This window comes from Vibrio sp. Vb0937, assembly GCF_033338855.1.
The window spans coordinates 1-12,048 of record NZ_JAWOTK010000044.1 but is presented as its reverse complement, the minus strand read 5'-3'; the positions used below and the strand labels follow the sequence as shown (position 1 = coordinate 12,048).

General features: G+C 40.8%; 15 protein-coding genes and 1 pseudogene. 15 read left to right on the top strand and 1 reads right to left on the bottom strand.

What is annotated here, in order from left to right:
* Nucleotides 1–93: 93 nt before the first annotated feature.
* The 14 genes from R7P67_RS22375 to R7P67_RS22305 all read left to right on the top strand — a co-directional run bounded on the left by R7P67_RS22375 (nt 94) and on the right by R7P67_RS22305 (nt 9,850).
* On the top strand, nt 94–651 hold the full coding sequence (locus R7P67_RS22375) for a hypothetical protein (protein WP_140126713.1): 558 nt from the start codon (nt 94–96) through the stop codon (nt 649–651).
* Between the two features lie 149 nt (nt 652–800).
* A complete protein-coding gene (locus R7P67_RS22370; protein ID WP_258510066.1) occupies nt 801–1,127 on the top strand; it encodes a hypothetical protein in 327 nt (108 codons plus the stop codon).
* 137 nt (nt 1,128–1,264) lie between these two features.
* On the top strand, nt 1,265–1,897 hold the full coding sequence (locus tag R7P67_RS22365) for a DUF2441 domain-containing protein (protein ID WP_262654234.1): 633 nt from the start codon (nt 1,265–1,267) through the stop codon (nt 1,895–1,897).
* Between the two features lie 138 nt (nt 1,898–2,035).
* Nucleotides 2,036–2,452: a lysozyme inhibitor LprI family protein gene (locus R7P67_RS22360; protein WP_149192373.1), complete on the top strand. Its 417-nt coding sequence runs from the start codon at nt 2,036–2,038 to the stop codon at nt 2,450–2,452.
* A 173-nt stretch (nt 2,453–2,625) separates the two neighbouring features.
* Nucleotides 2,626–3,189 carry a pyridoxamine 5'-phosphate oxidase family protein gene (locus tag R7P67_RS22355; protein WP_262654236.1) on the top strand — a complete coding sequence of 188 codons (564 nt, stop codon included), beginning with the start codon at nt 2,626–2,628 and terminating at the stop codon, nt 3,187–3,189.
* Between the two features lie 169 nt (nt 3,190–3,358).
* Nucleotides 3,359–3,760, top strand: coding sequence for a DUF2007 domain-containing protein (locus tag R7P67_RS22350; RefSeq protein ID WP_140089843.1), 402 nt, complete (start codon nt 3,359–3,361; stop codon nt 3,758–3,760).
* A 176-nt stretch (nt 3,761–3,936) separates the two neighbouring features.
* Nucleotides 3,937–4,299: a VOC family protein gene (locus tag R7P67_RS22345; protein ID WP_005386966.1), complete on the top strand. Its 363-nt coding sequence runs from the start codon at nt 3,937–3,939 to the stop codon at nt 4,297–4,299.
* Nucleotides 4,300–4,919: 620 nt separating this feature from the next.
* The gene (locus R7P67_RS22340; RefSeq protein WP_029842189.1) at nt 4,920–5,153 is read left to right on the top strand and encodes a hypothetical protein; all 234 of its coding nucleotides are present in this window, start codon (nt 4,920–4,922) and stop codon (nt 5,151–5,153) included.
* Between the two features lie 181 nt (nt 5,154–5,334).
* Nucleotides 5,335–5,781: a hypothetical protein gene (locus R7P67_RS22335; protein ID WP_262654241.1), complete on the top strand. Its 447-nt coding sequence runs from the start codon at nt 5,335–5,337 to the stop codon at nt 5,779–5,781.
* 230 nt (nt 5,782–6,011) lie between these two features.
* Nucleotides 6,012–7,565 (top strand): TIGR04141 family sporadically distributed protein, encoded by a 1,554-nt coding sequence (locus R7P67_RS22330; RefSeq protein ID WP_025555118.1) that lies wholly within the window; start codon nt 6,012–6,014, stop codon nt 7,563–7,565.
* Nucleotides 7,566–7,818: 253 nt separating this feature from the next.
* The gene (locus R7P67_RS22325) at nt 7,819–8,154 is read left to right on the top strand and encodes a zinc ribbon domain-containing protein YjdM (protein ID WP_262654248.1); all 336 of its coding nucleotides are present in this window, start codon (nt 7,819–7,821) and stop codon (nt 8,152–8,154) included.
* A gap of 130 nt (nt 8,155–8,284) precedes the next feature.
* The gene (locus tag R7P67_RS22320) at nt 8,285–8,653 is read left to right on the top strand and encodes a hypothetical protein (protein ID WP_262654249.1); all 369 of its coding nucleotides are present in this window, start codon (nt 8,285–8,287) and stop codon (nt 8,651–8,653) included.
* A 135-nt stretch (nt 8,654–8,788) separates the two neighbouring features.
* A complete protein-coding gene (locus R7P67_RS22310; protein ID WP_262654251.1) occupies nt 8,789–9,226 on the top strand; it encodes a hypothetical protein in 438 nt (145 codons plus the stop codon).
* A gap of 339 nt (nt 9,227–9,565) precedes the next feature.
* The gene (locus R7P67_RS22305; protein WP_262654253.1) at nt 9,566–9,850 is read left to right on the top strand and encodes a GNAT family N-acetyltransferase; all 285 of its coding nucleotides are present in this window, start codon (nt 9,566–9,568) and stop codon (nt 9,848–9,850) included.
* Nucleotides 9,851–10,057: 207 nt separating this feature from the next.
* Here the strand turns inward: R7P67_RS22305 and R7P67_RS22300 are convergent.
* Nucleotides 10,058–10,382: pseudogene (locus R7P67_RS22300) on the bottom strand (hypothetical protein).
* A gap of 868 nt (nt 10,383–11,250) precedes the next feature.
* On the opposite strand from R7P67_RS22300, the gene R7P67_RS22295 reads away from it, so the two are divergent.
* Nucleotides 11,251–11,859, top strand: coding sequence for a hypothetical protein (locus R7P67_RS22295; RefSeq protein WP_140277661.1), 609 nt, complete (start codon nt 11,251–11,253; stop codon nt 11,857–11,859).
* Nucleotides 11,860–12,048: the final 189 nt, after the last annotated feature.

The following is a 12,048-nucleotide window of genomic DNA, read 5'->3' as shown; positions in this document are numbered from 1 at the left end:
TCTAAGTTGGGTTAAGTGTTTAAGGTGGTATGGTCAGGTTCAGTGGTGGCGTTGCTCACTACTTAACGCGGCGTTATACAAACGGAGAAAGTTGTGAGTCAGGAAGAATTAAATATTGAACATTTACCACTTCAAAATGAGTTAGTTAAGTCCGCCTGTATATCATTTTCCTCTGAGGACAATGTATTAGCAGCGGTTCTGTTGGGTTCACTTGCTGCTGGCAAAGGCGATCGAATATCTGATGCTGACATTCTCATTTTTACCCAAAATGGGTTCCACAAAATCGCGGACTCGTGCTTCTCCAATTTCGAAGCTAGTAAAGAAATCTTCTACTGCCTTGAAGGTTTTCATAATGAAAATGCGTTCTTTAAAAAGTATATTTTCAACGATTTGACCAGCGCGGAGATTCACTGTTTAGACGTAAATGAGCCTTTCAATATATCTAAACCGTTTAAAGTTCTATTCGATAAATCTGGTATCGTAGAGTCGCGTCTAACCGATGAGCCAGCTCCAAAGCACGAGGACTTTCCAGCTTATACGAATGGCGACAAAGGTTTAATATGGGAGCTGTTCGACTGTATAAAATGGTTAAGCCGTGACAATAATGAATTGGCTAAAGCTCACCTTAAAAAGCTATCTGACAAGCTGTAACTGTTTGTATAACAAGGCGTTCAAGAGGGACAGTCAACGCGTGGCGAATTTGGCTTAAATTTTGGTAATTGTGTTTACGGTGGTAAATTGAAGTTTGTTGGTATCGCGTTGCTGCCCCTTAACGCGGCGTTATGCGTCAGGAGGAAGAATTGGATAGTCAATTTCAAGATGTAGCGAAAGAGTATCCGAATACAGGTAGCAAATTAGGAATTGCGCTTTCTACCGTAAATCAAACTCCCATCAATGGTATGAGAGTAGAACCTGAAAATGGTACTAATGGCTGGTATATCTGGTGCGGTAAGGATCTGTCTACAAACGCAGACTTCTTTGAACCGCTGCATGTTGAGCATATAGTTAAGTACTTACCTCAAGTGCAAGCTTATCTCGGGCTACCTCCTGGCTACCGTTTCCTAATAGATAACAATGGCTATGAAGATATCTGGTATGACAGCAGCTTGTTGGAAGAAAACGCATAACAAGCAATTTAAGAGGGATTCACAACGCTCGGCATTTTTGCTTCTGCTTCAATTTTAGTGTTTATGGCACAATGTTTTAGATTGGGTGGAGGCGTTGCTCACCCCTTAATTGGGCGTTATGTAAATAAGAGGAAACAATGAACATTTCAGGTAAAGAAGCAGTTTATTTTCACATCAATAGAGTTGTTCCTTGGTCTTCTCTACCAAAGTGGAATATCGGGGATGTGATTGATATCGGTGGAGAAAGTAACCCTTACTTTAGTTTTTTTGAAACCAATCAAAAAACTTATGGAGTAACTACTCCTGATAATGTTACTCATCAATTACCGGGTAAGCAGTTCTTAAATGCAGTGAGGGATGGTGAAGTTAACTGTCCAAATGTAGCTGGGATTGCAGCAGATATAACTCAACATTTTGTTAGCTATGTGCGGGAACTTATATGGGAAGATATTCGCAAAAGTGAGTTTCCCCACCTGCCATCTAGGCAGCGTTGTATTTGGCTCGCAGCCGATGAAGAAGGGGTTAAGTTTTGGCTGCAAAACTTAGGTCTAGATAATCAAAAATTTCAAATAGCGAAAGTACAAGTTCAAGGTCGTTTGCATGTAGCTAGCGACGAACACCTATTGACCGACAGTGAGCCTATGCTCACAACTATCAAGCGAGCCAGACAATATTGGCTAGGGATCAATGATCATCCAGCTAGCCGTGAGATATTGTTCGAAGGGCGTTTAAAAGTGTTAGATTTTGTAGATCCCAAAGAATTTACATAACAAAGCATTTAAGAGTGATTCCCAACGCTTGGCATTTTTCATTCCATCGTTAGGTTTTGTGTTTACGGTGGTCTGGTTAAGTTATGTGGTAGCGTTGCTCACACCTTAATGCGGCGTTATGTGCTTTCGAAGAAAACGATGAATAAGTGTCTAATCATCATATTAGCTAGTCTTTCATTTGGTGCTCTTGCTGAAGAAGAGTCCATTGACTGTAATAATGCGATGACCACAATCGAGATAAACCAATGTGCTGCTATTGAACTAGAGTCAGCACAAGTTAAATTAGATAAATATCTAAACACTAGCTTTGAGCACAACGCTCATGACCCAGAACTGATTGCAGCAATTAAGCTTGCTCAACAGGATTGGCAAGCATATATGTCCTCTCACTGTGACTCGGTTTATACGCAATGGCGTGATGGAACTATTCGTGGAATTATGGCGATATCGTGCAAAACTAAGTTAACTAAGCAAAGAACGCACGAGTTATGGGAAAATTTTTTAACTTACATGGACAGTACACCACCAGTTTTACCGGAGCCAAGTGTGGAGTAGCTTTCAACCACGCACATAACAAACTGTTCAAGAGGGATTCGCAACGCGTGGCATTTTTACTATGCGTTGCGTTTATCGTTTAAGGTGGTATGCGGCGGCTTTGGTATTGCGTTGCTCACACCTTAACAGGGCGTTATGCCTTATATCGAAAATTAACATGGAGGTTAATCGTTTTGGGTAAGCAATTTTCAGAGTTATCCGATAAACACATTGAATTTATCGGACAGCAAAAAATCTATTTTGTAGCTACCGCCGCAGAGAGTGGTAGTGTGAATTTGTCGCCTAAAGGTGGAGATTCCTTGCGTGTTATCAACCCAAAGCAAATAGCTTGGTTAAACCTTACAGGAAGTGGCAATGAGTCAGCATCACATGTCATTCAAAACCCAAGAATGACCGTCATGTTCTGTGCTTTTGAGGGCTCTCCTCTAATCCTTCGAGCCTATGGTAAGGCTACTGTTTTGCACTCTCAAGACGATAGTTGGGGTAAGTATGCATCGATGTTTCCGGAAAGTGTTGCTGCTAGACAAATCTTTGTCCTAGACGTCGATTTGGTACAGTCTTCCTGCGGAATGTCAGTTCCTTACTTTAGTTATGAGGGAGACCGTGAAGATCTAGCTAATTGGTCAGAAAAACAAGGTACAGCGGGTATAGAAAAATACTGGCTTAAAAAGAACCAAAAGAGTATCGATGGTTTTGATACTGAAATTGCTAAAAGGTCTGGCTTGGACGTAGAGTAATCGAACAAAAGCGTTCTAATCACCACAGGCATAACAAACAATTTAAGAGTGATTCAGCACGCTTGGCATTTTTGGTTTGGGTCTAATTTAGTGTTTACGGTGTTTAAATTGAGTACTGTGATCGCGTGCTTCACACCTTAATTGGGCGTTATACCACAAGGAGCAATATGTGATTGTAGTAGCAAGGTTTTCTTTTCCTCATGAAGCTCATATTGCGAAAGCGAGTCTAGATAGTGCTGGGATAGAAAGTTACATCGCTGACGAGCACACGGTGAATACTCAGTGGCTTTATTCAAACGCTATGGGCGGTGTTCGCCTGATGGTCTCCGAGCGTGATGCAGAGGAAGCGAAACAAATACTTAGTAGTGACTTCTCAGAATCATTGGAAAATGAAGTTGCCGTTGATGAAGCAAAAGATGTTTGCCCTAACTGTGGTAGCACGGAGCTATACGCATTTACAAAAGGTAAGCGTCCAGCTTTCTTAGTATTCATTTTACTGGGTTTTCCACTGTTCTTTTACAAGCATGGTTACAAGTGTAAGCAGTGTGGGGAGTTCAGTGAAAAGCTTTGAGTAGTGGTATAACAAAGCGTTCAAGAGGGATTCTCAACGCTTGGCAGTTTTGGTTCAAAGTTTAGCTTTTGTGTTTATGGCACAATAGTTTGAGTTAGGTGGCATTGCGTTGTTCACCCCTTAACGCGGCGTTATGTACTTTAAGGAAAATTGTAACCAACTCTAAAGGATTGAGAGTGATAGATCATTTTGAAATTAAGGTAGTTGCATTCGAAGAATGTCGTGTGTTTTACAAGAATGTGCTAGAGCCATTGGGTATTGAACTCAAGTGGTCAGATGAAAATGCTGCTGGCTTTGGGCTTTCGAGCGAGCCAAATGTAAGGTTTCTAATTGAAAAAGGCGTCAGTAATTCTAAGTGCCATATTGCTTTTTCTGCATCAAACAAATTACAAGTTTCTGCGTTTCATCAAGCGGGGTTATCTTTAGGTGGTAAATGCAACGGTAAGCCTGGTTTACGAAAACACTATGCTCCAAACTACTACGCTGCGTTTTTGATTGACCCTGAGGGCAACAATGTGGAGTCAGTAGTGTACCTTTAGCACGTACATAACAAATTGTTCAAGAGTGATTCGGCACGCGTGGCATTTTTACTATGCGTTGGTTTTAGTGGTTAAGGTGGTATGCGGAAGCTTCGGTATTGCGCGCCTCACACCTTAACAAGGCGTTAGTTGCCAAGGAGAAAAACGCAGCTAAAGCAGAATGTTTAGGGCTAATGTTCGTGCATTCTGGCTCGGTTTTGTATTTCAAATTTTAGTCTTTCAGGATTGTGCAAATCAGGCTTTGGTTTTTTTGTGGTCGGACTTTCTGTTTCAGAAGCTGATTCACTTGTTGAGAGTCAGCGCTGTGATATTGTCATTTTCAAATGAGCTTTTTGGTGTTGTTGGCCCGTTTTCTACGGCGCTGGTTGTTCCAAGTGGTTTCAGTGACAGGCGCTTTGAAACTGCGCCTGAACTGAGTTTTTCAAAATACGTAAAGCAAGTGTTGGCAAAACGGAAATCGGCTTCAAATCAAAGCTTTAAGTTTGGCAACTAACAAAGCATTCAAGAGGGATTCACAACGCTTGGCAGTTTTGGTTTGAATTAGCTTAAGTGTTTACGACACAATGGTTTAGGTTTGGTGGTGGCGCCCTTAATGCGGCGTTATAACGTAAAGGAAAAATATGTATTACTTGTTCGATTGGAAAGTTAAGCTAGGTATCGTTTTAAGTTGTATCTTGTTTCTTGCCTGTTGCATCAGTTTCGTTATTGCATGGAACTCTCCTCAGCCAGTTGACGCAATGAGCGCGGTGACCAAGTTTTTCAACTACCGTTGGTTTGCCGCGTTCCTATTTGGCTTTGTATCTATGATTTCAGCAACTTACAGTGCCTATCAAAAACGACTGCACTCGATTTAATGGTTTTTGAGTTCACAGAGCGTGGAGAGCTACGTTATAACAAAGCATTTAAGAGGGATTCTCAACGCTTGGCATTTTTGTTTCTAATTCAAATTTAGTGTTTAAGGTACAATGCTTTAGGTTGGGTGGAGGCGTTGTTCCCCCCTTAATGCGGCGTTATGTGCTTTAGTAAGAAAAGTGTATGAGAATAGAAGAATTAGATTTAAATATTGATGAATTGCTACAAGGTTTTGTAGAAGAACATGGGATTCTGTTGGAGCAGAATAATAGCGAACAGTCTATTTCAAGCCAATTAGCAAGAAAGTTCGCAGAATTTGCAGATGGCTGGGATGTAGATTGCGAGTACTCTAGGGACATGGGGGTGATTAAGCGATTGAACTATGCTATCGACCCTGACTCTGAAGTTATTAGCCGCAATGTTGTTCCAGATATAATCATTCATCGTCGTGGTACTCGTGAAAATTTGTTAGCTGTTGAAATAAAGAAAGTCTGCAACGGTGAAAATAGGTATAAAGACCATGCAAAACTTGCAGCATTCAAAAGTCAATTAGGCTACAGGCATACGTTGTTTATCGATTTCTTGATCGGTGACGACGGCGTAGGCGTTCAATCAGTAGTACTACGTTAGCAAGCACATAACAAACTGTTTAAGAGTGATTCGCAACGCGTGGCATTTTTACTATGCGTTGGTTTTAGTGTTTAAGGTGGTATGCGGCTGCTTCGGTATTGCGTTGCTCACACCTTAACAGGGCGTTAGGCTATTAGAAACGATATGTCGCATTTATGATAAAAATCATACCATTTACATGGGTTTAATGCGATATTAGTTGCTTATCGTTAGATTTGATGAGGAACTAGATGAAGCTTAATGTTGTCGCGTATCTAATCAAAGAAGGCTATGAAGAAGCTGACATAATTAACCCTAAGAAAAACGCTAGGAGAATTGGTGTTGATATAAATGGCAGCATAAACAGTCTTTACATAAAAAATGCCAAGTCTAAGCCTAAATGGAGTGAAATTTTTACAATTCACCCTAACGTTGATGAGTCCATTTTCTATTCTGAGAGTATTTGCGGGATGTTTCTCGTTAAAGCTCATAGCAGGCTAATAGCTTTTACTTTTGGGCATGCTAAGTCATTACTGTTACCACATGTCATCCAACGAGGTTTTGGTTTAAGAGTGTCCTTGAATATCGGTGACTCAGAACAAATCAAATCAATTGATAAGGCAACATTAGATAAAGTTGCTCTTAAGACTCGATCTCAAACCTCTAAAAATACGAACGTTTCAGATTTTGACTTCGAGTTTGATCATGAAATTCTAAAATCAATTTCTGCTGTTGTGGAAACTGATGATGATGAATTAGAGATTGTATCTGGTTATGACTCGGTTTCTTTGTACACTAAAGTGAGCCTCGAAGAGTTACCTAAAATTGCAAACAGGATAATGTCTGCATACGAGTCAGATAAATATTTATCTAGTTACCCGTGGGTCGATTTTATTCAATCAGTGACTGATCCTGAAACCATTTCAAACTTAAACGACAGAATTATTCACAATCTGGACTCTCAAAACTATGAATCACTTTGGATCGCGTGCCCAGAAATTATGGATTATGGAGACTTTTCTGGCTTTGTTTATACAACGAGAGCTAAAAAAGGCTGCTCCGTGTGCATGCACCCAGAGTTAGATTTGGAATTGTACGTTAAGGAAGCTAAGTTAAAGTTCCCAACAAGCATAGAGGCATTAAAGCGTAAACAAGTTTACGCTTATAATTCTGCTGAAATGCAAGTGAAGTCATGGTCTCTTTTCCGCTGTCTAAATGGGGAAGTTGAATTAGAAGGGGATATCTTCGTATTGAATGATTCGCAATGGTATCGAGTTGAGCGAAAGTTTAGCGATTCGGTTAACGAGTATTTTAAGCATTTACCTAGGTCTGCAATTGATTTCCCACCTTATGGAACGCTTACTGAGGGTGAATACCTAAGAAAAATAGCTGATGGTGAGAATTTTGCTCTCTTAGACCAAAAGTGGATTTATCCGCAAGGTATAGGTACTCGCATAGAGTTTTGTGATTTGCTTTCTCAATGTAACGCATTTATTCATGTTAAAAAATATGGCGCTTCTTCGGTATTAAGCCACCTGTTTTCTCAAGCAACAGTTGCAACAGAGCTGTTATTGAATGATGCATCTGTACTTAGCCAAGTGAACGCGCATTTAGATGATACTTATCTAAGTGTAGTATTTGACAAAGATAAATCGCCGCGCACCCACCGGGTAGTTCTAGCTATCATGCACAAAAAACAAGGTGAAGTGCATTTGCCATTTTTCTCAAAAGTAAACCTTAGGCACCATAGTAGAAGGTTACAAAATATGGGCTTTACAGTAGAACTGGCTAAGATTGACGCATAAAAATAGCCTAACAAAGCGTTTAAGAGTGATTCGTAACGCGTGGCATTTTTGCTATGCGTTGGTTTTGGTGTTTACGGTGGTATGCCGATATTTCAGTGTTGCGTTACTCACACCTTAACGCGGCGTTATGGCTTTCGGAATAATTCGAGTTAGGTAGCACAGTTGGTATTACTAAATATAGTGCCATGCCTCTCGCTAATCGAGCGTTATCAACTTATCATATATCAACTGTTAATCGAAAAGTTGAAAGTTTATGTCATTCCCTCCTTGTCCAAATTGTCAGTCTGAGTATGTGTATCAAGATCAAGCTAACTTGGTTTGTCCGGAGTGTGTGTTTGAGTGGAACCCTGATGAAGTTGCCCAAGATGAACTTATTAATGTTAAGGATGCAAATGGTACTTTGTTAGCCGAGGGTGACAGAGTTACTTTGGCAAAAGATCTTAAAGTTAAAGGTAGCTCCCTGGTGTTGAAAATCGGTACAAAAGCAGTTGTCAGGCGTATTTTTGATAGTAAAGACCACCAACTCGACTGCAAGGTCGATGGTGCTGGAGAAATGATGGTAACAGCGGCGTTCGTGAAAAAAGCTTAGGCTCGCGAAGTTAAGTATCGCCATAACAAAGCATTTAAGAGTGATTCGCAACGCTTGGCGCTTTCGCTTCGCTCAAGTATAGCCAAGCGCTGCTCACACCTTAATGCGGCGTTATGTGCTTGGAGATCAAATGATAAAACAGCTTCCTTACAAAGTTGAGTTTGGTCAATCAGGAGAAGTCCCTCCGGCGCACGTTGTTGCCATAGATAATACCTCAATAAAGTTAAGCAATAGCAGTCGAGATGGTGATACAACCGATCGTATTGATGAGCTTGATCTCAATGGTGGGATTCAATCAAAGGAAACCAAACAGATGATGCTTGAGCTCAATAAGCAGGGCTTTGTGTTTGCTTACGATGATAAAGCTTATATTTCACCTAGCCATTTTATGAAGCAACTTTTATTGAGCGGTGACCTAAGAACATCATTCAAAGAAATCAGTTGGTCAAGTCCAAAGCAATGGTGTCTTACAGAGTATGAATTTGAGCAACGCACATAACAAACTGTTCAAGAGGGATTCGCAACGCGTGGCATTTTTACTATGCGTTGATTTTGGTGTTTAAGGTGGTTTGCGGCGGCTTCGGTATTGCGTTGCTCACCCCTTAACAGGGCGTTATGTTTTTAAGGAGATATCATGCAAGGGTATGAAATTGTACATTCTTCCCAAATTGATGGGGAATTTGAAGGTTTTGATGATGAGGTTTTGTTCCAATTAATGGATGGAACATGCTGGGTTCAAGATGAATATAAGTACTGGTATTACTACTCTTACTGTCCTCAAGTACATATTCTTCGACGTAATGGCAGCCTCTATCTTCAGGTTGATGGTCAAGATGAAATTGTTTCAATCCGTCAATTAGACGGTGTAATGAAAAGTAGAATAAATGGAGATTTCAAAGGCTGGGAAGGTGAAACATCTTATCAATTACAAAACGGACAAGTCTGGCAACAATCTCAATACAAATATCAGTATAAATATGCTCACCGACCTGAAGTTCTTATTTATAACTCAGGCGGTGGTAATGTTATGCATGTAGCTGGCACATCAGCAAAAGTACGGCGTGTAAAGTAAAAACATAACAAACTGCTCAAGAGGGATTCGCAACGCGTGGCATTTTTACTATGCGTTGAATCTGGTGATTAAGATGGTCTTTAGCAACATCGGTATTGCGTTGCTCACCCCTTAGCAGGGCGTTATGTTTTTAATCAACTCCAAGGATTTAGGAGGGTAAAGTGATAAGTCTATTTGAAATGGAACCTGGTTGTTTTGAGCTGTTTCGTGAAAACTTTATACGAGAATACGCTGGTTCTATCAGCTCCAATTATGGCTATTCTGAAAGGAAATCTTTTGAGTTCGCTTCCCTAGACTTCGAGATGAGACTACCCAATAAGCTTGATACTGACGGTAACTATGTCTGTTCGATTAAATTGGGGGGAACTATCTATAGGTCATCTTTGGTACATAGAGAGTGTAGAAGACTCAACCGCTTTTATTTGTGACTTCTTCATAGAGCAAAAGTATCGCAACTCAGGTTATGGCGAATTAGTAATAAAAAACCTTGAATCCCGCCTCAAACAAAGTGGTATTACAAGGTTGAAGCTCCATGTTGCAAATGGCAATAATGGTGCTTTAAGGCTGTATACTCGTCTTGGGTATGGGATCACAGGGCATAATCTATTCAAAAAGTTTGATTAGCTTGATGAACACCAAAACATAACAAACAATTTAAGAGCGATTCGGCACGCGTGGCATTTTTACTATGCGGTGGTTTTAGTGATTAAGGTGGCATGCGGCAGCTTCGGTATGGCGCGCCTCACACCTTAATTGGGCGTTAGTCGCCAGAAAAAGCTAGAAGTCAAATTCATGTTTCTAAGCTCAAAATTTGGCTGCTGATCGTTCGGTTCACAGGTTCATCGTTGTTGGTCCAAACTCATTTTCAGCTGTTTTAAGTCTAAAGTTTTGTAATTGTTCTAGCGGTTGTTTTGTCCATTGGTGCTGACAGAGCAGGGCAATCGAGAGTCTGTGTTTGGTTGCAACTCCGCTCGGTGAGCTTGTTGGGTACAAAAGCGGATTTACTCGCTGAAATGATGTTTTCTCTTGTGTTGTAAGTTCCATGTGGTTTCAGTGACTTTGTTGAAAGTCCGCACTGTGAGATTGGCTTTCCAAAAGCGCTTTTTGGTGTTGTCAGTCCGTTTTCTACGGCGTTGTTTGTTCCAAGTGGTTTCATTGAATAGCCGCTTTGAGACTACGCCTGACTCAAATGCGTCAAAGCACATAAAGTTTGTTGTTCGCAAAGTTTAGTTCGGCTTAAAATTGTCGCTCGGTGCCTCGCGACTAACAAACTGCTCAAGAGGGATTCGCAACGCGTGGCATTTTTACTATGCGTTGAATTTAGTGATTAAGGTGGTTTGCGGTGGCTTTTGTATTGCGTTGCTCACCCCTTAGCAGGGCGTTAGCACTGGGTTGGCATCAACGGTTAAAAGTTTCTGTGTTTATTGGTTTCTTTTCCTAGCTTTACACCTGATCTAATGTGCCTTTCACTTTCGCTCCGGTGGCACTAGATGCGTTGTTTTCGCTTTGACTTCATCGTTTACGGTTTCTAACTTTTGGGTGATTTCTCTGGTGTGGTTTCTTTAACGCTGAGATATTTTCGTCAAAGCTAGGTTTCTTTGAAGCTGCTGTTAAAGTCCGAAGCCCGTATCCTTTGCTAATTGGAAACTGGTGAAAAAAGGGCAGTTAAGCATGTTTTTCTTCTAGCCAACTTACGTCTTGAAGCTAATTTTAAGTTTGGCAGTTTTCCGTTTAGCTTCAGTGTTTTTAGCTAACAGTTTCGTGCTATATTTCAATATCTTGGCGTATACCAAAGGCTTTAAGGGCAGCGTGCTAACAAACAGTTCAAGTGGGATTCGGCACGCGTGGCATTTTTACTATGCGGTGGTTTTAGTGATTAAGGTGGCATGCGGCAGCTTCGGTATGGCGCGCCTCACACCTTAATTGGGCGTTAGGCCTTAAATTTAAATTGCAACCTTAAGGGTTGTAATCATATGCGCAATATGTCATTGTTCAACCCATAAGGTTGGAATGAGGATTTACGTATGTATTTAAGTGAAGAGCAAGTTAAAGCAATAGCTAGTGAGCTAATGCCTAAACTAAAAGCAGAATCTATTACGGCTATGGTTGACGTCGTATGTAATGGCTTATCCGTATTAGGTGCCGCTCAACGTAACGGTGTCACACACCAGAGCTTAGCCAAGAATGTAACTAAGTTAAAAGAGTTGCAGGCTAAAATAGAAACTCTTAATAAGAATAACTTAATGGAAATGATTTGGACTTCAGCAGCAGTAAGGAAAGTCTATTTCAAAGCTCTGAACCAAGGTTACTGGGAGGATTTTCCCGATGAAGGTTTAGAGGGGGTGTTGAGCTTCGCTGAAAAGGTTGGCGTAAAGAGCGTCAGTGAATTAAAAGCTTTTATTGATGAAAAGTCAGCAGTGATGGATGAGTTTCTAAAAAAGCTTTGGTTAGAACATAAGCGAGCAACGCAAAGGCAGTGGAGAATTAGTTTCTGCTTTGTTGTTCAGTTGATGCTAATTCAGGGTAATACCGACTTAATTACCGTAGAGTTCCTATGTCAAAAAGGTTGGGACAAAGATATTGCAGAAATGGTTCTTAAAGTAGCAGCAGAGGTGGAATCAGCACAGGCCTAACAAGCAATTTAAGAGGGATTCACAACGCTTGGCACTTTTGCTTCTACTTCAGTTTTAGCGTTTATGGCACAATGCTTTAGGGTTGGGTGGAGGCGTTGTTCACCCCTTAATTGGGCGTTATGTTCTCTGGGCTAGGAAGGGATATGGAAACAGTTAAAATGCTAGATTTGGGGTTTTCTACTGCAGATG